This window comes from Prosthecobacter sp., assembly GCF_020439865.1.
In the GTDB taxonomy this organism is placed as follows: Bacteria; Verrucomicrobiota; Verrucomicrobiia; order Verrucomicrobiales; family Verrucomicrobiaceae; genus Prosthecobacter.
In genome coordinates, this window is sequence record NZ_JAGRPF010000220.1 from 41,997 (window position 1) to 66,104 (window position 24,108).

The window sequence follows — 24,108 nt, forward strand, 5'->3', positions numbered from 1 at the left end:
ACATTCGATCCAACCGCTTCCTCAATCATGAACTCAGCCTTCGAACATATGTCTTCGGAGTCATCATCGGCGACGTGCTGCTGGAAGAGAGCTTGGAAACGAGGTGTGGCCTGCTTGCTCGCCGGCTTCTTCGTTTGCATCGCTTCAGGCGTTGGGGCGCAGACTGAAGCGCCGAGCAAATCCGCTTCGCTGCTGGCCGCCGTGGATGAGTTTGTGCAGCTCATGCGGGGAGATCCGGAACTGGCGGTCGATCTCATGATGTCCGCCGAAGCCTCCATCCGCTTCGAAGCTGGAGGTGCGATGGTGCCGGTGGCGCTCCGTTATTTCAGCCACGGCATCATTCCGTTCACGCAACCGCTGGATGGCGACGTCGCGCTGATTGGCTTCTATCATCCGTGGTCGGATGTGATCCTTCTCTCGGAGTGGCGTCTCTCAGATCCGCAGCGGTGGATGATTGTGGACTGCGAGCTGGTGCCCGCCGATTTCATCCGGGAGGGTGGTGAACCGCCCTATGACTTGTTGCCGCGGTGGCGCCGACCGGGCTTGTCGAAGCTGCCTCCCGAAGCCGTGATCAAAGCGACCGACGAGGCGGCTGCGTCTTTCGATGCAGTGTTCCGAGACGCCCGGCCCGGAGTGTGGCGTGATGAGATTCATGCCCTCCACACGCCGGAAATGCTCGCTGTGGGCAGCGCGCTTGCCGTTCGGCGGCTGCGAGACGTCATCTCCACGCTCACGCTCCTCAAGCAAAGAGGCCGGCCCACGCATCTTGGGCGAAGCCTGCAGGAGCTCCTCACGCAGGCCCTCGACTCGGGGCTGGAAACGATGGATTCGAAGACAGGCATCTCCTCCGGGGTGAAAGCCCTTCCGCGGAAGACCTGGGAACATGCCCAGCTGCTAGCCGTGGCGCCCCTGGCAGATGGAGCATTTGTTTTTCTGACGGCCCCTGGCACGCGCTCATGTTTCATCAGCGGTTGTTTTCAGGACGGCAAGGAAGGCGCGCGTCTGCTCCGGATGGATCTGCTGTCCCTCGAAGACCTTCCCACCCCACAAACTGCCAAATGAAGACCCGACCTTCGATCTGTCTGTCTGCGGGCTGGATGCTCGTCCTTTTCATGGCATCCGCGACTCCCAGCGCTGCGGAGCCTGGCCTTCTCGACCGCTACTGGGACTGGTGCGACCGCCAAAACGACGATGACGATGTTGAGGGCGTGGACGATGCCATCCAAATCTTCGACAACCACTTACGCAAGACGGATCTCGACGAGCTCACGCGAGTGCGGAGCCGTTTCAACAGCGTGCAGAAGGCCATGGACGAGCGTCTGGTCACCGCCTTGGGCCATGAGTCACGACTGAAGGCAGAGCTCCACGCTGAGTACGTGGTACAAAAAGCTGCTAATCCTGGGCGCAGTGTCGAACTCACCCTCCAGCGCGCAAAAGAGAGCACCAACTACTCTCAAAGACTGGCTTTGCACCGCGCGGATTCGCAGTCGCTTTCCGCCATGCGCGCGGAATCAGCCACGAACGCGTCACGTCTTGAACAGGTGGGCAATAAGATCGAACAAGCCGAGGAAGGCCTCGCTGCTGGGAAATCCAAATCGCCATTCAAAGTCAAAGGCTGGCTGCAAGGATTGGGGAAATTTCTGGAAGCCGCCGACCTCGTCGGTACCGCAGTCACGTGGTTTGCCGATGTTCACGGAATTTATGAGGGTGACACCAGTGTTCAGGATCTGGCCGAGCGAGTGGGCGGGGACTTGGCCAAGCGGGCGGTCCTTTCCAAAGCCGCCGCCGGAGCTGGAGCCATGGGTTCGGCCACGGGGGTGCTGGCTCCTGTGGCCATCCCGGTCTTGGTGATCGCTGCAAGTGAGAAGGTCTCCACAGATTTCGACAACTCCGTGGGGGCGCTCATGGATCGCCGCCGTCAGGAACGTGCGGATGAGCGAGCTCGTCAGCTCTATGCCATGGAGCCCGAGGAACTTGCCCGACGGAGGGCGGAAAACCGGGCACGATCGCAGCGTGAGAACGCGGAAGCGGCCGCCTTGGCGCAACGCCAGCCAAAAGGAGTCAGCATCGACCAGCTGCGTTCGGATGTGCAGGCCTGCTATGCCAGGTGGGATGAAGAAAAGAAGAAGGAGCAGCAGGCCCAGGCGGCCGTTCCTCCACCCGCGCCCGACATTGGCGCCGCTTTGCATTCGGTGGGAACGATGATCACGAGCACGTTGAGCAATTCCACCCTGAACTCGATGCTGAGTCCGGATCTGCAGGCCGCGCTTGCCTCGGTCAAGAGCCTGCTGCAACCACCCGCTGCGCCGCCTGTCCCGACCACGCCCCCACCGGCCGTCATCGCGACGTTGCAGCAACAGGCTGCCGCTGAAATCTCGACCGTGGTAGTCCAGCAACTGCAAGCCTCCACCAAGGCTGAAACAACCGCCAAATCACAACCCGTTCCCAGCAGGAAAAGCGCCGCGCCCATTCAGACGACACAATCCAAAGAGTCCTCTTCGGAGGACTTGGATGAGATCATACGCCAGATCCGGATCAAGGCCATTCAGGCGGCGAGTGACGCTGTGACCAAGACTCCGCGTTGAACCAACCCTTGCTCAGCCATCCTCATGAAAGCCATTCACATCTTGCTCATCCTCGTGTCGTTTGCCTGCCCATGCGGTGAACAGGTCATGGGGCAGTTGGTTGAACCGCCGGATGTATCCACTGCACGTTTTCGAAACCTGAGCCGCCAGTTGCATGCACAGGGGCTGCCGGAGATCGAAAAGGCGGAATGGGAAAAGTCGATCCTCGTCGTTCGCCTCCTCACGCCGCCTGACAATGACACGTCTTTGCAGGAGCCCCGGCAATTGCTGCCTGCACTTTTGCTCGGCTATGGACTGGTGCGGGATGCCGGCCTTTCTGCCAGCGCCCTTCGCGTGGCATGCCCGCTGCCGGACGGCGATCGATTGGAGGCCGAGGCCACCGTCGATCGTCTGGCAGACTTCGTCGGCAAGCGTTCGTCGCTCGACGACTTTGTCAGTCAGGCGAAACTGACCCGGGTGGCCTGGCGGCCGCCGGACGGCACGAAGGATGGGATAACGACTGCTTTCTGGGAACACGGGAAGAAGCTGTTCGAGAAGAAGCAAATCACGCAGGCCCTGACTGCATTCCGCGAGGTGGAGAAACGAAATCCGGGTTTTCCAAAACTCGCTCAAGCCCTCGCTCTTGTCCTCTTCCATGCCAGCCAGTTTTCAGAGGCCGTTCCATGGCTGGAAGCTGCCTTCAAAGAGAATCCTGCCGATGCCTCATTGCCGAAAATTGGTGTGGCGTTGAGCAACGAGCTGTTTCAGGCTGGTCAGTTGGAACAGGCGATCCGTGTCACCAATCTTTTCGACGTCGATCCGACGGACATCAATCTGAAGACCATGCGCCTCATTCGAGCCATGGCGGAGGTCAAAGGAGGAAATGCCGCCAAGGGTGAGCAGACAGCTGAAGAGGCGACCCGACTGATGCCGGAATCTTGGGAGCCTTGGTTTTGGCTGGCCAATGCTTGTGCTCAGCAAAACAAATGGCCGCGTGCCATCGAGTTTGCCACCAAGGCTTTGGAGCGAAACCCTGCGCATACCGATTCCCACTTTCTCCTCGGTCGTGCCCAGGTGGCAACCGAGCAATACGGGCCGGCCGTGCAGTCGCTTGGCAAGGCCTTGGAGCTCATGCAAAAGGAGGGAATCACCCCGCCAGAAAACTTGTTTGTGCAGTTGTCCTACGCCCACGCTCAACTGAATGACGCGGCGCAGGTCGTGAAGGCCGCCGAGGCCGGCCTCGCATGCTATCCCCAAAGCGCGAGTCTTCAGACCAATTACAAAGCGGGTTACAAAGCCATGCTGGCCAGGAAGAAGTAGGGTTCATTGCGTTTTCACCAGCCTGACGTAATCCAGGCCAACGTAGCGGTTCTGCACGGCGCTCGGATGAGTGCGGAGGCCCAGCGAGGAATGGAAGAATTGCATCAGCGGCCCGCTTTGAGCGTGGCGATCAGGAAGTCGGTGGGCGTCGCATGCTTCACGTTGGGCGCGCCGGGATAGACGAGTTCACAGGGCACGCCTTTGGCACGGCAGTGCTCCTGAAGTTTCACGCCGAAGTTCGATGTGTGCGTGGGATCCTTCTGATCCTGCCCGAGTGCGGGAGGAGCGCTGTAAATGAGATACACCGGCGGATCGCCGGAGCCGACCAGCGCGTAGGGCGAATACTCTGCGATCCATGGCAGGATCTTCTCCCGCCAGGCGAGAAACTCGGTAAATGAGGACAATCCGAACGCGTGACCGCCGTAGCGGCTGTTGGGCGTCCACTCCTTCATCTGCTGCGGGTCGAGCGTGGTCTGCGCTCCCGTCACCGCGGCGCATTGCAAACGCGATGACTCGCGTGCGACAGGATCCTCGCTCTTCGGATCGGCGAGATCATCATGAAACGCGAGCCACAGGCTCGAGCAAGCGCCTGCAGAACCTCCGGCCGCGCCCACGCGATCTTTGTCGATGTTCCACTCCGCTGCCTTGCTGCGGATGAACTGCAACGCATGCGCCGCATCATGTAACGGCGCCTTCACCGGAGGACGGATGCCTCCCGCCTCGGCTATCTTGATGAAGCGGTAGTTGATCGCGGCGACGGAGATGCCTGCTTTCAAAAGTGCCGCGACATCGACAAAGCGATCGACGCGCTCCTTGCTGCCGCCGGACCAACCGCCGCCATGGATTACAAACGCAAGCGGTGTCGGCGTGGCTGACTCCGCCTTCCAAAAGTCGAGGATATGACGCTCATGCGGGCCGTAGTGCACCTCAGTGAGCGTCGGCTTCGGCACTGAGGCAGCATAGACCTCCACTTTCGCAGGGGCTTTGGGCTTGCCGGGCGTCTGAGCTGAAACCGCCAACGAGATGGAGAGCAGCAGAGAGAGAGTGAGGAGACGTTTCATGAGCAAAAAACGGAACGACCTCTTTGCATGCCAGCTTTCGCCCAGTCGTCCCGGATTTTTCTGTGAATGCTGCCGACTAGGGGCGTACACCTGACCGCCCAATCATGTCATGACCGCACGATTTTGTTTCTGATCCTCGCGCTCGGTGTTTCACTCGCAGGTGCCGCTCCGCCGAACATGGTCTTCATCCTCGCCGACGACCTCGGCTGCTACGGGCAGAAGCTGATTCAGACGCCAAACATCGATTGCATGACGGCAGATCGCATGAAGTTCACCCATTTCTATGCGGGTGGCAGCGTGTCTTCGTCGCAGGCCGTGCTGATGGATGGCTGGAGGAAGGCGATTCGCACCGGCAGTGCGACTACGCCGATCGATCTCTATGCTCTGGCAACAATGGCTAGGTTGTCGCCTTCCCGCACGTTGTGTTCATACCGAAACCATCCAATCGGAGGCAGACACGCCATGAATCGAAAAGAATTTCTCAAGCTCTACGCTGGCATCGTCGGCGGGCTCAGCATTCCCGGAGTGCTCGGTGAGTCCGCCAGCGCGGCGGAGACCGCATCCGTCAAAGGCATCGCTCTCGACGAATCGTATCTGGTGAAGGGCCTCACAGCCATGGTCCGCGCGAGCACGTGGTTTCCTGCGCATTGGGGCGCCGGCATTCTCGCGGGCTATTATCTGTGCCGCGACAACGCCCTCGGCGAGGAGACGACGCTCGGCATCCAGAAGCAACTGGACGCTGCCATCGCGTCGCAGCCGGAGCAGTTCGCTCCGCTTCCCGATGAGCCGGCGGACAAGGCGCTGATCGAGGAGGTGCCGAAAGCGCTGCTGCCTGCCATGCAGGGCGGCCTGCGGGCTCATGGCCACGCGGTGATCTTTGCCTCGCTCTCCATTAAGGCGATGGGTGATGCGCCGCACATGGCCCGGCCGTCGTTCATCAAGGCCTTGTGCGGTCTCAGCCGGCAGATTGCCAAACACGCCCCGCAACGGCCGACCGGATCCGAAACGTCGTATGCCGACACTCAGACCATGATCGATGCGTTGTTCGACAGCCTGGCGCGCTTCGAACCGCTGCTCGGTCGTCCCTCCATCCGCCGGCCGAATTTCACGCACATGGTCACGCATACCGAGGCACTGATGAACCTCGAGATGATGGGCTATGCAGATCTTGCCAGAGCCGGTCATCCCGGCCATCACGCGCACATCGGCGCGCCCGTTCCAGCAATCGATCCCTCTCTTCCACCTGCGGCGGAGAACGTGTCTTTGGAGACGGTCATGAGCAAAGACTACTGGGCCGATCCGAAGAACCAGGAACGCTGGAATCACAAGTTTGCCATCCCGAACAACCCGAACGGCGACTGGATCGCCTCAGGGCATCTCTTCAAAGTGCTCTACAGCTATCATCGTCTAATCGGCCGAGTGAAGGACAAAGAGAAGGTGAAACTGTGCAGCCAGATCCTGCTGGAACGCTACATCAATCCCGATGTGCAGGGCGGGTGAGAATCCGTCCGCAATCACGGAAGCGAAGACGAGTCTTGGCGGCGCCGAATGATCAGGGCGTGGTGAGCTCCTTGATGAAGATGTTCCGAAACTCGACGGCGTCCTTGTGATTCTGCAACGTGATCGGTCCCTCGGCGGGGATGTCCTTCACGCGCGCGCCTTGGATGACTTGAATGCCGTTGAGCAAGACATCGACGCGATCACCACGCAGGGTGATGATGAAGCGATTCCATTCGCCAGGACCTTTGTCGGCGCGGGTGGAGGGCATGGTTTTGAGGCGTTCGTCTTTCGTTGCCGTCATGTCCTTGAACTTGGTGCCGACCTCGCCGCTGCCGCAGGGCTGGCACCAGATGTTCACCTGCGCGAGTCGTGCGCCGCGCAGATACACGCCGCTGTCGCCCCAGGTGAGATTGTCCTTCATGATCGTCTTGCCTTCGGCGTCGGTGTGAAAGGTTCCGTCGTCCTGCAGCCATTGATGCGGCTTCACATGCGGCTCGCCGGTGAGACGCCAGTCGATCATCAGCGTGAAGTCTTTGAAGTGCTGCTTCGTGGAGAGGTTGTAGTCCTGGCCCTTCACACGCGGCGGTTCGTCGGTGCGCAGTCGAATGACGCCGTCGGCGATGTCCCAGACACCATCGAGGTGCGCGGGATGATTCCACTGCGCCCAGGTCTTGCCATCAAAGAGGGCGATGAAGCCATCAGGTGCTGGCTCGTTTCCGCATGCGAATCCGGCATGCAGCAGGAGCGTCCCAACGGCGATACACAAGATGTTACGTTTCATTTCTTGGTTAGTTCCTTGAGCAGTTTCAGCACGGCCTTCACCAGCAACTCGCCGGAACCTTGCGCACAGCGGGCGCTGACGACTTCGTAATTGCCCTGCGGATAGGCGCGGCTGTCGGGAATGTAGCCGATGCTGCCGTTGGCGAGTTCAGCGATCATCGTGTGCTTGAAGGGTGACTGTTTTTTCAGCGCGAGTCCGAGTTCGACGAAGATCTCGCCCGGCAGCGCCACGATGGCGGCGTCATCACTGAAGGCGATGGCCTGCACCTCGACGCTCAGCGGTTCGTTTTGTTTCGAGATGGTTTCAAGGATGCACACGGCCTCGGCCATGGTCACCGTGCCGAGGTTCTTGGTGACCATGCGCGTCGCGATATCCTTGGCCTTGGCGATTTCGGCTTCGGAATAGCTACGGCGGTTCAGCATGACGCGCGTGGAGGCAATGCGCGGAGCGAAGGTCTTGAGCGGCTTCAAGTTCGGCCATGCTGCGTCAGTGGCATCGGCGAGCAGGGCGCCGATTTGCAGATGATTGCGGCGCGTGCCGGTGAAGTAGTCGTTGGGATTGATGTTGCCGCAGCAGCCGTTGGCGAAGACGGAGACCATGTCCGGCCCGTGGCGTTCGTTGATCAGTTTGGTGAACACACCTGGGAAGTCCGCGGAGACTTTAGTGCCCGCACCGACGGAGGTCGGATGCATGGCGAAGTTCAGCAGGCTGGCGACTGGTTTTGACGCTGCTGCATTCGAGTTGAAGACGAGCACGCCGATCTCCGGATCGACGGGGCCTGCGGGCCGCATGGTGGCGGGATCGAAGGTCTTCGGCTGCCAGAGCGCCTGCGTGGTGCCTTCCTTCAGCACGCGACGATTGAAGCTGATGCCTTTGCCATCGCCGATGGCGAAGGCCGGTGTCACAGGCGCGAGTTTCGCTTTGGCTTCGTTTACCGACTTCGCGATCAAGTCGGGCAACGACTGCATGTAGGCCACACCCGGCGGTGAATCGGCCTGCGTGAGCTTGTCCATGAGGTTCAGTCGCGGCAAGGTCGGACCGGTGTGCGTGTGCGTCGCCGAGATCATGACGTGATCGCCTTCGATACCGCACTGCTTCTGAACCGCCGCACGCGCGGCATCGACGAGAGCCTGCGTGGTGTAGGCGACATCCAGCACCACCAGCGCCGCATGCACACCGTCCTGCTCCATGATGATCGTCTTGGCATAAAGCGGATCCAACATGCCCGCGACGGCGCGCGCATGATAGTAACCGGCGAGCGGCGTGCCGTTCTTCGGCGTGATCTCGACTTGGGACGCGGCAGCGCGGAAATCACCGGCCTGCAACGATGTGGCGAGAACGAGGAGCGTTAAGTAGACGAGTTTCATGCGGGTTGGAAGGGCTTGGAGAGTGTGAGCGTGCGTTCGGCTTTGGCGTAGAAGCCGGCGGGCGCGAACTGATCGGTGTGCAGGTAGCACTGCACGCGGAGTTCGCGTGATTGCGGCGTGAAACTGAGCAGACGCGACATTGGCAGCGTGGTCTTCGCAGCGTGGTAGCGGCTCAGCGCGGCACAGTTGATGAAATGCACTCCCCACTTCGTCTCGATGTGCGAGCGTCCACCGAGGGTGTCGTCCGGATTCGTGTGCGTGTGGCCGCCGAGCCAGAGCGCGACCGCGCCGGGATGTTCGGCGAGGTATTTCTCGAACGCGCCCGCATCCGGCGTTTCGTCGAGCCAGTAGAGATAGCTCGCGCCCTTCGGTCCGCCTTTGGGGAAGTAGCCGTGGTAGTGCGAGACCCAGTTGTCTCCTTTCTTTTTGAATCCTTCCCACGGCCCCGAAGCGACCGTCGTCTCACGCAGCATGTGATGATGCGCGCAGACGATGATCGAGTCGCGGTTCGTCTCCACCTGCTGCTTCCACCATTCGAAGGTGTCGCTCGTCACCGCGCCCGCCGGATAACCGCCCACCTCCGCGCGACCACGCGGCGGACCGCCGTCGTTGCGATCGGACATGATGAGGAAGAGCAGGTTGCCGACGCGGAAGGAATAGCGCTCCCAGGTGCCTGAAACCGGATAGCGCCGCTTCTTCGGATCGACTCCCGAAGTCGCCGTGTTTTCTCCAGTGGGATCGACCCACTTCTTGAACCACCACTGCGTCTCTTCGTCGGGACCGGAGGCATCGTGGTTGCCCGCGAGATCATACACATCCTCGCGGCGATGCTTTTTCAGTTCGCCGTATTGCTTCACCACCTCTCGCCCTTCTTTGTCATCCGGCGCACCCTGACCACCGGCGAGATCGCCGACGTGAATCGCAATGTCCCAGTCAAAAGAGGGTGCCCCCAGCTTCTCGTCGCCAAATTCCGACTGGCGAATCGCCTTCGCCAAAGATTCGCGCCCTTTCTTGATATCGGTGCCGACATGCGAATCACCGCAGGCCCAGAGATGAAACGGCTTCCGTGACTCGGCAGCGATCGACGGAGTCAAACCACCCGCGGCCAGCGCGGCGGAGGTGCTGAGGAATTCGCGGCGTGTTTTCATCGTTCGACCAGATCTTGAGCGAGCTTACGCGCAGAGTTTTCCCACGAGCCCGGCGTGTCGTTGCCGAACGCCGTGACCATGCGCCACGTTCCATTGAATCCGGCGGGCACGGTGGCGTTGTTGAAGCACTTCAGGTAAAACTTCCGGTAGGTGTCCGGCACGTTCCAGATGGTGGAGATGTGTTCTCCGAGTTCCGGCGCTTCGAGCAGGCGCGAGACACCGAACTGGCCGCTCTTCGGTTCGTACACTGCCATCCAGTCGACGCGCTTGTTGATGTAGAATTTGCGCGCCACTTCCGCGTCATCGAGAAGAGGGCCGGCGTCGTCTGCGGTGAGAAACGCTGAGACGCTGGGTGTCCACGCATGCATGAAGTGATACACGAGCTTCAGCGGCACGGCTTCGTCGGTGTGGACGGTGGTCGTTTCGTGCAGTTGGTTGTCCTTGATCTCGATGATATTCGTCAGATCAAAGGCGCGGATGCGCGACTTGCGCTCCAGGCGGAACGAAGAGCCCTTCATCTCCGCCGCGGGCGTTTCGACCTTCTTGTCATCGAGGAAGAAGGCGAGCGACTGCAGCTTCTCCGGTTCGTTTTCCAGATGCGCGGTGCCGATGAAGCCGACATCGGGAAACGAAAACACGGTTCCATAGGCGCTGCGTTCTGTCGTCATCGCGTGACCGCGATAATCAATGCGGCCCGCCGTCCACTGCGTTGCCTGCCGCAGCAGCAGGGTTACGTCACCGCAGGTGACCGTGATCGTCGGCAGATCGGGGCCGAGATTGGGTTTGAAGGGTTCTTTGGCAGGAAGAGCACCCGCAAGAACAACGAATGCGACCATCATCCACTTTTGCTTCAAGATAGACATGAGGTGACGGTTCATTGCTGTTTCCATGTGTTGAATGCCTGTTCCATTTCCGCGACGCGTTCTGGCTGCTGCTTGGCCAGGTCGTTCAGCTCGGTGCGATCGACGCTCAAATCGTAGAGCTCCCACGGTCCCTTCGGAAGCGCGACGAGCTTCCACGAGCCCATGCGCACGGCTTTCGCACCCGAGGTGGACCAGCAGAGCGACTCGCGCTGCTCACGCGTGCCGGTCTTGAGCACGGGCAGGAGCGAACGCCCTGCGAGCGGCGTGACTTTTCGATCATGAAAAGTCTTCGGATAGGCCTGACCCGCCACGTCGAGGCAGGTGGCGGTGATGTCGGTGATGTGGCTGAGTTGGTTGCTGATGCCGCCGGTTTGCGTCACGACACCGGGCCACCAGACGATGAGCGGCGAGGCGATGCCGCCTTCATGGTTTGTCTGCTTGTGTTCGCGAAACGGAGCATTGGATAGATTGGACCATGCCGGACCGGCGGTGACAAAGTTGTCCGCAGGACCAGGCTGGATCGAAGGATCATTGCCCGCACGAGTGCGCGTGCCGTCGCTGCGCCAGGTGAGATCAGGTTTGTCGAGTTTCCCGACCGCCTTGTCTGACGCACCATTGTCGCTGAGGAAGAAGACGAGCGTGTTTTTGTCCGCGCCAGTGCTCTTCAGCGTCTCCATCACGCGGCCTACGCTTTGATCTAGACAGTCGATTTGTGCGGCGAAGACCGCCATGCGTTCCGCCTCCCAGTCGTGGAACTTGGAATCTTCCCAGGCGGTGGCATGTGAATCGCGCGGCGGCAGTTTCGTTCCCGCTGGCACGAGTCCTTTTTCAATCAGCCGTTGCAGGCGCTGTTCGCGCGCCTTGTCCCAGCCGAGCTGGCGATACAGCTCGCGATACTTCGCAATGTCCTCCGGCTTCGCGTGCAGCGGCCAGTGCGGCGCATAGTGCGAAAGGTAGAGGAGGAAGGGCTTTGATTTGTCCGCACCGCGGATGAAATCGGTCGCGAAGTCGGTGATGAGATCCGTCTTGTAGCCACCGTCCGGAATCGAATAGAGCTCGCCGTCGCGGTAGAACTCCGTGTTGCGCACGTCCTTGAAGTAGTTGCCGGGGCCTTTGTGGCCCGTGCTGCCAAAGAAGCGGTCCACGTAGTGTGCGATGTTTTTTGGATCATGCCAGTCCTCCGCCGTCACCATGTCGAGCCGGCCGACGGCACAGGTGGCGTAGCCCGCGCCTTTCAGCAGTTCAAAGACGGTGACGCAGCGGTTGTTGAGCAGACCCGTCCAGCCGCTGATGCCGACTTGATGCGGATGCAGCCCGGTCATCAGCGCCGAACGCGAGGGACCACAGAGAGCGCAGTTGTAGAACTGCGAGAAGCGCAGGCCTTCCTTGGCGAGGCGGTCGAGGTTCGGCGTCTGGATCTCGCCGCCATAGCAGCCGAGATCCGAGAAGCCCATGTCGTCCGCCATGATGAGGACGATGTTGGGGCGCACGTCGGCGAAGCAGAGGGACGCGAGGCTGAGCAGGACGGCGGAGAGGAGTCGCATCTTCATCTCCAGAAAATCGCACGCAGAACCGTGCTATTTCCGGAACGACTTCAGAAAATTGAAGATCAGCCAGATTTGGGCGAAGCCGACGGCAATGAGCAGGACACCGAGTTCGATGGCGTTGTCCTCCTTTGGCACGGCGAGGCGCAAGATAAACGCCAACAGAATCAAGCTGATGAACGAAAGCACCGCACCAACCACCGAGCTGCCTCCGGAATGTGTGTCCGGGGTGGGGATGTGCGACGGCAGTCCTTCCTTCCGAGGATCGTCGGGTTGTTCACTCATGGAGGTGCGACGTGGCAGGTGGGGAAATGGAGGCGAGGGCGGGAATTGAACCCGCGCATACCGGTTTTGCAGACCAGTGCATTACCACTTTGCTACCTCGCCATGCTCGAAAGCGGGCGGAGAGTAGGGGGAAAGGCTCCCTCTGTCAACCGTCGTGGCGCAGGCGGATTTCCCCCATGGCCCAGACGGCGTGCTCGGCGATGAGCGGGTGTGGATCGGCTGCGGCGGCTTCGAGGGCGGGTAAATCCTCGGGCGAGCCGGTATTGCCGAGGGCGACGCAGACGTTGCGCAGGAAGGCGGGGCGTTTGATGCGCTTGATCGGGGATTTGGCAAAGAGGGCGCGGAATTCGTCGTCGGAGAGCGAGAGGAAGTCGCGCAACGACTTGCGGAAGAGCGTCTCACGCGCATGAAAGGAGGCCTCGCGCGACTCCTGCGCATGACGGTTCCACGGGCAGGCGTCGAGGCAGGCGTCGCAGCCGTAGATGCGATCACCCATGGCCCGGCGGAACTCGGGCGGGATGCTACCCTTGCTTTCGATGGTGAGATACGAAATGCAGCGCCGCGCATCCATGCGACGCGGCGCGGTGATGGCCTTCGTGGGGCAGGCATCGATGCAGCGCGTGCATTTGCCGCACATGTCCTTCGCGGGCGTGTCGGCAGGAAGTTCGAGCGTGGTGAGGATGTCGGCCAGGAAGAACCACGTGCCGAGATGGCGGTGAATCTGCATCGTGCTTTTGCCGCCCCAGCCAAGACCGGCCTCGCTGGCGAAATCACGCTCGAGCACGGGACCGGTGTCCACATAGCGTCGCTGCGTGCCGCCGTGGGAGATGAGAAAGTCATCGAGCTCGCGCAGCTTCTTCTCGATCAGGTCGTGGTAGTCGTCATTCCACGCGTAGCGGGCGATGCGGTAGTCAGTCTGCGGACCGGGACCTTGATAGTAGTTCATCGCCAGCACGATCACACTTTGCGCACCAGGCATCACAATGCGGGGGTCCGTGCGGCGTTCGACGTTGCGCGCCATCCAGGCCATGTCGCCGTGCTTGCCTTCGGCAATCCATTGCTCATACAGATCGCGATGCGCGGCGGGCTGCGCGGGCGCGATGCGGCAGTCGTCAAAGCCGAGCAAACGGGCCTTGGCGATGAGTTCGGTTTTGATCTCGGCGGGAGACACGGGGGAGAGAATGACAAAATCAGAATGACGAATGATGAACTCTTCCCCGGAAGAGGACAGCCATCATTTGGCGCCCGCGGGAGTCAGGGCACGGATCTGTTTGTCGAGGCCGTCGAAGGACTCGGAAAGCTGGCGCAGGCGCTCGACATGCGTGGCCTGCTCGCGCTCCAGATGCACGGCGCTGGCCTGGGCGGGGTTCAGCGTGTCGAGGAACTTGGTGAAGATCCCGGTGACGTCCTCGGTGACCTGCTTGGACAGCATCTCGCGGAGCGTGATGGAGGACTCTTCGAGCTTGTCGAGGATGGCGTTGCGGGCCGTGCTCAACCGCACCTGGGTGAGGAGATAAACGACGGCGAGCAACAGCACGCCCGCTCCGGCGGCGATGCCCGCGCTCATCGGCCCGTCCAACCAGCCGCTCACGGCGGTCGCGATTACCACGGGCAGAATGAGCCGTGGCAGCCAGCGAGCGGTCACGCGTGCGCTTTCGAGTCCGGGTTCAATGTGTTCATCAAGCTGCAGGCCGATGACGAAGCGGCGCAGCGAAGAATCGACATGGGTGCCAAACCGGCGGCGCAACTCGCTCTCCTCCTCGCCGTAGTCATGCGACGGCATGATCACATCCACGGGAAACAAAACGCCGCGCCCCTGGGCATACATGAAGCGCTCGAATTGATGCACATCCTCCTCCAGCACGAGGCTGACCTGCCGCCAGCGGTCGCCGGTTCGATGCTGCAATTCCTGAAACAGGCGGTGGTCGAGGCTCTGCTGACGCACCTCGGAGCCTTCGTCATCGAGTGGTGACCGCCGCTGAAACGCCTTGCGCGTCGCAAGCGCGTCGTTGGCGAGTCCTGCAACACGCATCACCGACTCATGATAGTCGCGTTCGGTGGCGTCGAGCGCGGGCAGGATTTTCTTCAGGGTGCGGTCCACTTGCAGTTCGCGTTCCGTCTGCAGTTCCTGCAGCACGGCTGCCTTGCGCTTCGCATTCTGCATGTTGACGGCGAAGCGATCACGCGTGGTGTCGAGAATATGACGCGCCAGCTTCATCGTACTGGCCAGCTTGTTCAGACGCGCCGTGTTGTGCCGCACGAGACCGGAGATGTGCGCCTCCAGCGCATTGAAACCGCTGTCCTGCAGCAAACGGTCGCGGTCGATGCCCGAGCTGCGCGCGAGGAAGGCTTTTTTGGCCGAGACGGCGAACAGCGGAAAGTCACGGCCAAAGCGCTGGCGTGTGAGCTGGCCCATGTAGTCGGTGATGACCTGGATCTCCTCCGGGCTGCGCAGATCGCTTTGCTGAAGGACGAAGATGACGTGACGCATCCACTCGCGGTGCACCTTTTCCAGAAACTGCCACGCCGAGGCGCCCCAGGGATTCATGGCGGAGAAGACGAAGATCACCAGGTCCGCGATGGGCACGAAGCGCTCGGTGATGAGCTGATGCTCGTTCTCCACGGAGTTCGTGCCGGGCGTGTCGACAATGTGGAAGTCGCGCAGGAAATCGACGGGCGCATAGACTTCATCGAGCGTGGGAGTCACGGGAGCCACGTGATGTTCCTCGCCGTGACGGAAGAAGAGAATCTTGCCGGTGGTCGGCATCACGCCGGTGCGTGAGAAATCCTGGCCGAAGAGCGCATTGAGGAAGGTCGATTTGCCGACGTTCACCTCGCCCACGACGACAAAGACAAACGGCTCCTTCAGGCTGGCGATGAGGTTGTCGATCGTCGAAGCCGCCTCCAGGTCGCCCCCGGCCTCACGCAGCGCCGCAGCGAGAGCCAGCAGGTCCGTGCCGATGCGTGAACGCAGTTCGAAATAGTCGTCGCCAATCATGAGGGTGGCCCAAAGTGTCGCGTGGCTCTCGCACCGCAACCTTCGAGCACAGGTTTCCGCCGCATCGCTGCTTGCCGCCGCTGCGAAGCGCTCCTAATGAACGCGGATTGACTGATTCGACGCCAGCACGTGAACCCTCACACGCCAAGCGCACGCCATGGTGGCTGTGGCCGCATGTGCTGAGTCTCGAAGCGCCCCTGGTGGCCGTGCTGTGGCAGCGCGCTCTGGCGCATGCGCACGGCATCCGGCTCACGCCGATGCTGGACGTGGGCCTCGCGCTTGCGTGCTGGGTCATCTATGTGCTCGACCGCACGCTGGACACGTTTTCCGTTCAGAGCAGCGGCGAGCTGGACACGCGGCATCTGTTTTACCATCGCCACCGCCGCGTGCTGCTGCTGGGCGTGATGCCGCCGGTGCTGCTCGCCCTCGGATGGATGGCGTTCTGGGTCATTCCCCAGGGCGTGCTGTGGCAGGCGGTCGGTCTGGCGCTGCTGGTGGCGCTGTATCTCGCGTCCTTTTCGTCGCAGGGCAGCCGGGTGTCGCGGGACGTGTTCGTCTCCTGTGCGGGGCTCGGCGGCATCATCCTCATCTCGCGCATGCCGACGCCCGCGGGCTATCGCCTCACCCTCAGCCTGCTCGTGCTCGCCGTGATGGTGCTGTCGTTTCTGCGGCAGCTGGATCTTCGCATGGGGCAGGTGCTGCCGAAGGAAATCACAGCCGCGCTGCTCTTTGCCATGGGCTGCACCACCAGCACGCGCTTTCTCGCGATGCCGGAAACGATTCTCGAGCCCATTCTCGAATCTCTGCTGCTGGCGCTGCTGTTCGCCTGCAACCTCCACGGCATCTCCTGTCATGAACAAGCCGCGGACAGGAAGAACCGGCATCCGCAGCTCGTGTTCGGCACGCTGATTTTCTGCCTCGCGGTGTTCGGCTTCGCCCGGTCCGGTGTACTGGAGAACTCGCTGCGCGGCCCGGCGCTGGCAGCTTTCGGCGCCGCGGCGCTGCATTCGATGGTGCATCTGTTCCGCCGGCGCTTGTCGATCGACGCCTATCGCGTGCTCGCCGATCTCGTGCTGATCCTGCCGTTGCCTCTGGTGTGGGTGTGATTGCGCAATTCCGCCCGCCACCCACGTTTGAAGCTGCCATGAAACGACGACTTCTTCCCCTGCTGCTGCTCGGCCTGCTTTCCTCAGTCCGCGCCCAGGACAACCCCGACGCGCTGTTTCAGCAGGGTGTGGATCTGTTCTTCGCCGCGAAGCCGAAGGAGTCCGTCGCCGCATTCGACAAACTCATCGCTCTGGTGCCGCAGTCGAAGCCGCAGCTCTGGCAGCGCGGCCTCGCTCTTTACTACGCGGGCGATTTCAAAGGCGGACGCGAGCAGTTCGAGGTGCATCAAACCGTGAACGGCAATGACGTCGAGAACGCCGCGTGGCATTTCCTCTGCATCGCCAAAGGCGAAGGCGTCGAGGCCGCGCGGAAAGTCTTCATCCCCATCGAAGGCGACTCACGCATCCCGATGAAGCAGGTGCACGAACTCTTCGCCGGCAAAGGCAGCGAGGAGGCCGTGCTCAAGGCCGCCGAGGAAGGCGAAGGCGAGCGCCTGCGCAACCACCGCTGCTACGCCCACCTCTACCTCGGCCTCTACTACGAGGCGACCGGCGACGACGCCAAGGCCAAGGAGCACATGCTCAAAGCCGCCCACGACTTCGCCATGGACCACTACATGGGCCGCGTGGCGCAGGTGCATGTGAAGATTCGCGGGTGGGAGAAGTGAGGGAGCGCACTGGCAGTCCGTCAGCGCCCGGCACTAAGGGGTGATGCATGGGTTCACACGCTTTCGGCCCCGTCCCTTTCGCACTAACAGCCAAATCGACGCGATCAGCAGAACCAGCAGAAGAACGATGAGAGGCCAACCTCGCCAGCCAGAGAGTTCGTTGCTGGCACCTACCTGAGAGATGGTCGTTTTGGCCCCCTTGAGTTCTGCCATCGGCGGATAGCCGGGTGGCAGCACCACCCCCAGATCAGCCAACTTGCGGCGGTAGGGCGCGGCTTCCCCACTCTTCAACCACCAGTGCTGCACTCTCTCAAACCAGCCCGGCGCTGATTTAGCCGCCGCTTTGATCTCCTCCGCCACACCAGGCTTGCGCCGCAACAAGCCCGTTAGATATCCTGCCACTTCGTATTTGATGGTCTTGGGCACGCCCAAGGTCAGTGGCGGCATCGGACCCGTCACATCCGGATTGCGGTCATCAAACAGAAAGCGCCCCAGCTCCACGATGCTCTCGTCGTCGCCGATCACTGAAAGACTTTCGATTAGCGCCCCTCTTTGACTGTCCTTTCCTAGTACGGTCGCCAGAGTTTCGATGCGCTCTCCGAGATAGTGCGGCAGGCCGGACAGCTGCCTTAGGCGCTCCTCCGCGCGTTGTTGCACTTCCAGGTTCAACGCCCGCCGCTGCTCATCAGTGTACTGCGTCTTCTGCACTTCCTCCGGAGTGTTCCAGCGTGGATAGCCAAACTGCCGGTTTTTGGCCAGATAGTAGTAAGTAATCAGTTGATCGGCCTCTTTTGAGGCAAAGGCCTCATCGATGGGACTGAAATCGTGCTGCTGGTTGATCAAACCCCGGGCGCGTAGTTCCTCATTGAGACGCCATTGCTTGTCTTTGGTGTTGAACTGCTGGGCGAACAGCGGAACCAAACCCAAGGCGAACAGCAGGCAGAAACTTGTGAATCGTGTTGCGGTCACAACGAGTATTCCATTCAAGGATCATTGAAGAAGAACCGGGCGATGGAGTCACGCTCAATTTTGTCAGGCAACCATGTCTGGCTGTCCCAGCCCCTCGGCTCTCATCTCTTGCGCATCATTGTTCCTGTCTTGTCAGAGTGGGCCGTGAGCGCAACAAGGCAGAGGATTGCATGGTAGGTTCGAGGACAAACCCATTCCCCTATCCATGAAAATGCACCGTCTTTGCTCCGGCAATCATAGCAACCTCTTCGCGACCGCCCAAGGGCGTCGTGACTTCCTTCAGGTGGGGGCCATGGCGGGTCTGGGGCTCACGCTGCCGAACCTGCTCAAGCTGCAGGCCGCGGAACAGACGCTCGCCATGCCGGCGGTGGAGAGCTACAAGCCGATCGCCACATCAATCATCCACATCTATCTGCCGGGCGGGATGGCGCAGCATGAGTCCTGGGATCCGAAGCCCTTTGCCTCCCCGGATTACCGCGGACCCTTCAGCCCGATCAAGGGCGTGACCGGCGAGTATGTGGGCGAGAAGTTCGCGAACATCGCGAAGATCCTCGACAAGATCAGCATCATCCGCTCGGTGACCCACGGCGAGGCGGCGCATGAGCGTGGCACGCACAACATGTTCACCGGTTACCGCCCCAGCCCGGCGATCAAGTTCCCGAGCTTCGGCTCCATCGTCTCCCACGAGCAGGGATCGCGGAACAATCTGCCGCCCTACGTGGCGATTCCGAGCGTCTTCGCACCCGAGCAGGGCAGCGGCTACATGAGCAGCGCCTTCGGTCCCTTTGCGCTCGGCAGTGATCCGGCGGACGGCAACTTCACCGTGCGCGATCTCGCCACACCGAAAGACATCGATCAGAAGCGCTTCGATCGTCGTCGCAGCCTGCTGGGAGCCGTGGACGAGCACTTCCGCAGCACCGAGAAATCGGATGGTCTCGCCGCGATGGACAAATTCTACACGGCCGCCTACAACCTGATCAGCAGCCAGCAGGCGCGTGAGGCCTTCAACCTCGCCTCCGAACCGGCCAAGCTGCGCGATGAGTACGGCCGCAACGCCGCAGGTCAGCGCTTCCTGCTCTCCCGTCGTCTTGTCGAGGCCGGCGTGCGCATGGTTTCCGTAAACTTCGGCGGCTGGGACCACCACTCGAACATCAAAGGCGCGTTTGAAAGCCAGGCGCCGCAGTTTGACCAGGCCTTCGCACGCCTGATCAAGGATCTCGACGAACGCGGCATGCTGGACACCACGCTGGTGCTCGTCAGCTCCGAATTCGGCCGCACGCCGAAGATCAACAGCACCAACGGCCGCGACCACTACCCGCGCGTCTTCTCCGTGGCGATGGCCGGTGGCGGCGTGAAGAAAGGTTTCGTCTATGGCAAGTCCGACGCCCTCGGTGGTGAGCCGGATGAAAACCCCGTCGGTCCCGAAGATCTCGCCCGCACGATGTACCGTCTGCTCGGCATCAACGCCAGCAAGCGCATCGTCGTGGAAAACGTCCGGCCGGTGGACATCGTCAACGGCGGTCGTCTGATCAACGAGCTGATCGCGTAAGCGAACCGAGAACAGACGCGTTCACAGGCTGAACCCGTTCGCTTGAAACATGTCCCGCACCTGCGTCTCGATCGTCTCGAGTGTGCGGTCTCCAAGCAGGATGTTGAGATGCTTCGCGCAGACGGCGTCCGGATCGGTGTTGTCTGGCGGTTCGGGCTCTTTGGGCGGTTCCGGTGGAGGCGCCGGTGGCGCAAGGTTCTTCGGATAGGAGAAACGGCCGTTGCCGAGATCCTGAACGCCGGGCTTCTGCATGAAGAGCTTCATCTCGGCGCGGTAGGCATCATAAGCAGGCCGCAGCTTGTCGAGTTCGGCGTTGTGGGCCTTCACCTGCTCCCAGAACGCGGGCCATTTCTTTTTCTCCTCATGCAGGGCGTCGAAGTACTGCATCAGGCGTTTGCCACCATTCTCATGCACGAAGAAATACGCCAGGATATGGGAGGAGCGGTAGCGACCTGCGAGCTGCTCCATCGAAGGAGGCAGCTGATTGAAAACCTGCCCGTTTCGACTCTTCCGGTCGGACACCTGAGTGCTGGTGATCTCGTTGCGGGTGCTGATGTCCGTGGTGTAGCCCCACAGGTCTTTCACACCAATCCACCCGGCCTGATACCGTGAACCGAGCAGCCCACGCCGGCGAGACCCAGATTGCTTCGCCTGAAAGGCAGATCCATCAGAGGCGACGGAGAACATGCCGCCCTTATAGCCGATGTTCGACGTGTACTCCGCCAGGCCCTCGATCAACCACACCGGCATGTAAGGCAGATACTCGTGCATCATCTGATGCGTGATCTCGTGAGTGATGGTGTCGTTGTTGATTTCGCCTTTTCGATAGTAGGCACCATTCGCGCCGACGGTGTCGGAGATGCCGAGTTCGGCGAAGGGCATGCGGAAGACCTTGTCTTTGCGCACATACACGCCCGCAGACCACGTCGGTGCACCCGAGGCGAGGTACTGGTCGCGTGTGGCAAACAGCTCGGCCTGAAACTTCTTCCGCCCTTCCTCCGGTCTTGGCACGATGCCCCAGGGCATCAGCCGAACCAGTTCGTAGGTGCTTTCGAAGGCACGACAGACATCCTTCATCAAAATGGCGCCCAGTTTGGCGCTGGTCTTGAACTGGAAGTGACCGGACTCGTAGATGCACTCACCCGGCTCCTCCTTCACCACCTTGATGTTCATGTAGAGCATCGGCTCCTTCACTTCCGTCGGCATGCGTCGTTTGTCCCAGGGGATGCGAGCGGCATCCGCAGGATCGACGACACTGACGACGGCTTTCGACGCGTTCAACCTCACCCAGGTTTGATCATCGGCGGAGAGGCTCGTCAGAGGCACCGAGGCCGGCTGACCGTTGGTCAGGATCAACGTGACGTTGCCGTCCTTGATGCCGCCAAACGTGGCTTCGATCTGCTTCCCCTGTGCATTGGTCCACGAGCGCGGCTCACTCATCGCGAGAGAACAAACCATCAGGCTCAGCAGAGCCAGGGTGAATGGGCGCAGGATCATGACGTGGAAACCATGCCGGAGGAAAACGGTCGCTGACAAGATCAAAATGGGGCTCCGCTCAATCATCCTCTTTTCAGAGCATCAAAAGTGCGCATTCTCCCCGCGGTTCGAATTTGAACCCCCATGGAAGCAGTCAACATCCAGTTCGCACCCGCGACAGGCACCGAGGAAGAGTGGAACGAGGCGTATGCGCGCCTCGCCGACTACTTTCGTTCCTACCAGCTTCACAACCGGATCCGGCGCACGCAGCTGATCCTCGAAACCCTGCGCAACGCCGCCAAGGCGCATTCCGACGATCCCTCGCGCACGCCGACAGCGCATTCGATCGAGCAGGCGCGCCTCATGCTGCGCGAGTGGCTGGGTTCGATTTACAGCGATCTCAATCTCAACGAAGCGCAGCTCGAGGCCACGGGCCGTCTGGGCTTCCATCTCGCCGGCGGTCCCACACGCTGGCCGCAGTTCTTTCTCGATGAACAGAACATGCCCGACGACATGGCCGAGGCCATGCGTTCCGCCATCCGTACTTCCGGTCCGGGGATGCAGGTGAGCAAAATGACACCGCGTGACATCGACCTCGGCATGTTCACCGACGTGGCGGACGACACCTTCGACCGCCTGGGCCGTCATCCGGTCCTGCGCTACTCGGTGCTGGCCGTCATCGTCGCCAGCGTGCTGGGCTACCTCTATTCCCTCTTCACATGAGCGTCCCCGTCGGCAGCCAGACCGCGAACATCGCGATGACCGTCGGCATGCCGCCAAAGCACATCTCGCGCACCCGGCGCGCGACGTTTTTCTCCCTCGTCGGCTTGGGCACCATCGTCGGCGCCTGGCTGTCCTTCATCTTCCTCTCAGAAAACGGCATGCGTCTCTCCGAATGGGCGCTGCTGCTGGTCTTCATCCCGCTCTACTATCAGCTCAATGTCGGCTTCTGGACCGCGCTCTTCGGCGTGTGGCTGATGAACCGCCCAAAGCCGGATCCCCTGAACCTGTGGCTCACGCTGAACGCGGATGATTACGAACAGCCCATCACCGCCGGCACCGCCATCGTCATGCCGGTGTTCAATGAGGACGTGACACGGGTTTACGAAGGCTTGCGCTCGATCTACCTCTCACTCGAAGCCACCGGCCAGGCGGAGAACTTCGACTTTTTCATCCTGAGCGATTCCGACAAGGCCAGCCAGTGGATCGAGGAGGAAACCGCCTGGCTCGAACTCTGCCGCCAGCTCAAGGCCTTCGGGCGTATCTTTTACCGCCGGCGTCGCAAGCAGATCAACCGCAAGAGCGGCAACGTCAGCGACTTCTGCCGCCGCTGGGGCAAGCGTTACCGCTACATGGTCGTGCTCGACGCGGACAGCCTTATGTCCGGCGGCCTGCTCACCAGCATGGTGCGCATCATGGAGAAGAATCCCGGCATCGGCATCGTGCAGACATTCCCGAAGCAGATAGCCGCCGACACGCTGCTGGGACGCGTGATGCAGTTTGCGCAGGCGCTCTACGGTCCGCCTTTCATGGCCGGACTCGACTACTGGCAGTGCGGTGAGGCGAACTTCTGGGGCCACAACGCGATCATCCGTCTCGCGCCCTTCATCGAGCACTGCGCGCTGCCACCGCTGCCGGCAAACGCACCTTTCGGCGGACACATTCTCAGCCACGACTTCGTCGAAGCTGCGCTCATGCGCAAAGCCGGTTACGCCGTGCGGCTGCTGCCCACCACGCGCGGCAGTTATGAAGAAGGTCCGCCCACGCTGGTGGACATGCTCAAACGCGACCGCCGCTGGTGCCAGGGCAATATCCAGCACCTCTGGCTGCTCTTTGCCAAAGGCTGGCATCCGATGAGCCGCATCAATTTCCTGCACGGCATCCTCAGCTACGTCAGTTCGTTGCTTTGGTTCTTCTTCCTCGTGCTGGCCACCTATCTCGCCGCCACACCGACACCGCACGAGGAGCCGCAGGCCATCCTGGCTGAACAGATCCTGCTCGGCGTCACCGCCATGCTCATCTTCCTGCCGAAGACCGTCATCCTGCTCGATGAAGTGATCACCGGACGCATGTTCAAGCCGCTGCAGCTCCGGGTGCTCACGTTCTTCAGCAGTCTGCTCGACACCGTCGTCTTCACGCTGATGGCCCCCGTGCTGATGGTCTTCCACGCGCGCTTCGTCGTTTATACTCTCATCGGCAAAAGCGTGAGCTGGGTCACGCAGCGCCGCAAAATCGACGGCGGCGTCAACTGGTCCGAAATCATCTTCACCTTTCTCAGCGTCACCTTGCTGGGCGTCGCCTGGGCAGCGCTGGGATGGTATGTCTCGACCAAGTTCCTTGTTTGGATCAGCCCCATCCTGTTCTCGCTGATCGTCTCCATCCTCGTGGCGGCGCTGGTATCCGGCTCACGCAGCGGACGCCGTCTCGGCCTGTTTCTCACGCCGGAGGAGCACGAGCCGCCCACGGTGCTCAAAACGATGCAGCAGAACTTGGAGGAAATTAAGGACCGTATTCAGCTCTCGCCAGAACTGGAGCGTCACTACGGCCTGCTGCAGGTCTGCATCGATCCTTACGTGAACGGCCTCCACGTCAGCCTCCTCCGCCGCCGCCGCACCATTGAGGTCTCACGCGGCTACCTGGATGAAATCGGCCACCGTCTGATCACCCAGGGACCACAGACGCTCACCGCGCAGGAACTGAAGGCGCTCATGCACGACACGGACACCGTCACCAACCTGCACTACCGAATCTGGAGCGCCGCAGACCATGAGCTCGCGCCGTTCTGGGCCACGGCCATCCGCCAGTACAATCTAGCCTCCACCAGCCCCTTCGCCCACACTCTCGCCAGCCAGGAAGTCGGGTGAGTGAGCGGAACAGCGTAAAGCCGCCGGGCGCCATTGTCTGTCCCA

Annotated in this window: 20 protein-coding genes and 1 tRNA gene; 9 read left to right on the top strand and 12 right to left on the bottom strand. The window is 61.2% G+C overall.

Annotation, left to right across the window (positions count from 1 at the left end; translation table 11 throughout):
- The first annotated feature begins 27 nt into the window (after positions 1 to 27).
- The 3 genes from KDL09_RS23660 to KDL09_RS23670 are packed head-to-tail and all read left to right on the top strand — an operon-like array spanning position 28 to position 3,884.
- Positions 28 to 1,062 carry a hypothetical protein gene (locus KDL09_RS23660; protein ID WP_294390883.1) on the top strand — a complete coding sequence of 345 codons (1,035 nt, stop codon included), beginning with the start codon at positions 28 to 30 and terminating at the stop codon, positions 1,060 to 1,062.
- Positions 1,059 to 2,585, top strand: a complete 1,527-nt coding sequence (locus KDL09_RS23665; RefSeq protein WP_294390885.1) for a hypothetical protein — start codon at positions 1,059 to 1,061, stop codon at positions 2,583 to 2,585. Before KDL09_RS23660 ends, KDL09_RS23665 begins: the two co-directional genes overlap by 4 nt.
- 24 nt (positions 2,586 to 2,609) lie before the next feature.
- Positions 2,610 to 3,884, top strand: a complete 1,275-nt coding sequence (locus KDL09_RS23670; protein WP_294390888.1) for a tetratricopeptide repeat protein — start codon at positions 2,610 to 2,612, stop codon at positions 3,882 to 3,884.
- A 104-nt stretch (positions 3,885 to 3,988) separates the two neighbouring features.
- Here the strand turns inward: KDL09_RS23670 and KDL09_RS23675 are convergent, their stop codons facing one another.
- Positions 3,989 to 4,945, bottom strand: coding sequence for an alpha/beta hydrolase (locus KDL09_RS23675; protein ID WP_294390891.1), 957 nt, complete (start codon positions 4,943 to 4,945; stop codon positions 3,989 to 3,991).
- Positions 4,946 to 5,068: 123 nt separating this feature from the next.
- Here KDL09_RS23675 and KDL09_RS23680 point away from each other — a divergent pair, with 123 nt between their 5' ends.
- On the top strand, positions 5,069 to 6,445 hold the full coding sequence (locus tag KDL09_RS23680; protein WP_294390894.1) for a hypothetical protein: 1,377 nt from the start codon (positions 5,069 to 5,071) through the stop codon (positions 6,443 to 6,445).
- Between the two features lie 52 nt (positions 6,446 to 6,497).
- Here KDL09_RS23680 and KDL09_RS23685 read toward each other — a convergent pair whose 3' ends face one another.
- The 9 genes from KDL09_RS23685 to KDL09_RS23725 all read right to left on the bottom strand — a co-directional run bounded on the left by KDL09_RS23685 (position 6,498) and on the right by KDL09_RS23725 (position 15,431).
- Entirely contained in the window at positions 6,498 to 7,226 is a 729-nt protein-coding gene (locus KDL09_RS23685) for a DUF1080 domain-containing protein (protein ID WP_294390897.1), read from the bottom strand.
- Entirely contained in the window at positions 7,223 to 8,593 is a 1,371-nt protein-coding gene (locus tag KDL09_RS23690; RefSeq protein WP_294390900.1) for a neutral/alkaline non-lysosomal ceramidase N-terminal domain-containing protein, read from the bottom strand. Before KDL09_RS23690 ends, KDL09_RS23685 begins: the two co-directional genes overlap by 4 nt.
- The gene (locus tag KDL09_RS23695; RefSeq protein ID WP_294390902.1) at positions 8,590 to 9,741 is read right to left on the bottom strand and encodes a metallophosphoesterase; all 1,152 of its coding nucleotides are present in this window, start codon (positions 9,739 to 9,741) and stop codon (positions 8,590 to 8,592) included. Before KDL09_RS23695 ends, KDL09_RS23690 begins: the two co-directional genes overlap by 4 nt.
- Positions 9,738 to 10,604 carry a hypothetical protein gene (locus KDL09_RS23700; protein WP_294390905.1) on the bottom strand — a complete coding sequence of 289 codons (867 nt, stop codon included), beginning with the start codon at positions 10,602 to 10,604 and terminating at the stop codon, positions 9,738 to 9,740. The genes KDL09_RS23695 and KDL09_RS23700 overlap by 4 nt, the downstream gene beginning before the upstream one ends.
- Before the next feature lie 11 nt (positions 10,605 to 10,615).
- Positions 10,616 to 12,154 (bottom strand): arylsulfatase, encoded by a 1,539-nt coding sequence (locus tag KDL09_RS23705; RefSeq protein ID WP_294390907.1) that lies wholly within the window; start codon positions 12,152 to 12,154, stop codon positions 10,616 to 10,618.
- Positions 12,155 to 12,181: 27 nt separating this feature from the next.
- Positions 12,182 to 12,433, bottom strand: coding sequence for a hypothetical protein (locus KDL09_RS23710; RefSeq protein ID WP_294390910.1), 252 nt, complete (start codon positions 12,431 to 12,433; stop codon positions 12,182 to 12,184).
- A gap of 27 nt (positions 12,434 to 12,460) precedes the next feature.
- Positions 12,461 to 12,535 (bottom strand) — tRNA-Cys (locus KDL09_RS23715).
- 43 nt (positions 12,536 to 12,578) lie between these two features.
- Positions 12,579 to 13,604: a tRNA epoxyqueuosine(34) reductase QueG gene (gene queG, locus KDL09_RS23720; protein WP_294390913.1), complete on the bottom strand. Its 1,026-nt coding sequence runs from the start codon at positions 13,602 to 13,604 to the stop codon at positions 12,579 to 12,581.
- A gap of 63 nt (positions 13,605 to 13,667) precedes the next feature.
- Positions 13,668 to 15,431: a dynamin family protein gene (locus KDL09_RS23725; protein ID WP_294390917.1), complete on the bottom strand. Its 1,764-nt coding sequence runs from the start codon at positions 15,429 to 15,431 to the stop codon at positions 13,668 to 13,670.
- A 200-nt stretch (positions 15,432 to 15,631) separates the two neighbouring features.
- On the opposite strand from KDL09_RS23725, the gene KDL09_RS23730 reads away from it, so the two are divergent.
- Together KDL09_RS23730 and KDL09_RS23735 are read left to right on the top strand one after the other, a co-directional pair.
- On the top strand, positions 15,632 to 16,537 hold the full coding sequence (locus tag KDL09_RS23730; RefSeq protein ID WP_294390920.1) for a hypothetical protein: 906 nt from the start codon (positions 15,632 to 15,634) through the stop codon (positions 16,535 to 16,537).
- Between the two features lie 38 nt (positions 16,538 to 16,575).
- Positions 16,576 to 17,205: a tetratricopeptide repeat protein gene (locus KDL09_RS23735; RefSeq protein WP_294390923.1), complete on the top strand. Its 630-nt coding sequence runs from the start codon at positions 16,576 to 16,578 to the stop codon at positions 17,203 to 17,205.
- Positions 17,206 to 17,238: 33 nt separating this feature from the next.
- Here the strand turns inward: KDL09_RS23735 and KDL09_RS23740 are convergent, their stop codons facing one another.
- Positions 17,239 to 18,174: a hypothetical protein gene (locus KDL09_RS23740; RefSeq protein ID WP_294390925.1), complete on the bottom strand. Its 936-nt coding sequence runs from the start codon at positions 18,172 to 18,174 to the stop codon at positions 17,239 to 17,241.
- Positions 18,175 to 18,379: 205 nt separating this feature from the next.
- Here KDL09_RS23740 and KDL09_RS23745 point away from each other — a divergent pair, with 205 nt between their 5' ends.
- On the top strand, positions 18,380 to 19,723 hold the full coding sequence (locus KDL09_RS23745; RefSeq protein ID WP_294390927.1) for a DUF1501 domain-containing protein: 1,344 nt from the start codon (positions 18,380 to 18,382) through the stop codon (positions 19,721 to 19,723).
- 21 nt (positions 19,724 to 19,744) lie between these two features.
- Here the strand turns inward: KDL09_RS23745 and KDL09_RS23750 are convergent, their stop codons facing one another.
- On the bottom strand, positions 19,745 to 21,220 hold the full coding sequence (locus KDL09_RS23750; RefSeq protein WP_294390929.1) for an SHD1 domain-containing protein: 1,476 nt from the start codon (positions 21,218 to 21,220) through the stop codon (positions 19,745 to 19,747).
- 123 nt (positions 21,221 to 21,343) lie between these two features.
- Here KDL09_RS23750 and KDL09_RS23755 point away from each other — a divergent pair, with 123 nt between their 5' ends.
- Together KDL09_RS23755 and mdoH are read left to right on the top strand one after the other, a co-directional pair.
- Positions 21,344 to 21,922, top strand: coding sequence for a hypothetical protein (locus tag KDL09_RS23755; RefSeq protein WP_294390932.1), 579 nt, complete (start codon positions 21,344 to 21,346; stop codon positions 21,920 to 21,922).
- Entirely contained in the window at positions 21,919 to 24,063 is a 2,145-nt protein-coding gene (gene mdoH, locus KDL09_RS23760; RefSeq protein WP_294390935.1) for a glucans biosynthesis glucosyltransferase MdoH, read from the top strand. The genes KDL09_RS23755 and mdoH overlap by 4 nt, the downstream gene beginning before the upstream one ends.
- Positions 24,064 to 24,108 lie beyond the last annotated feature (45 nt).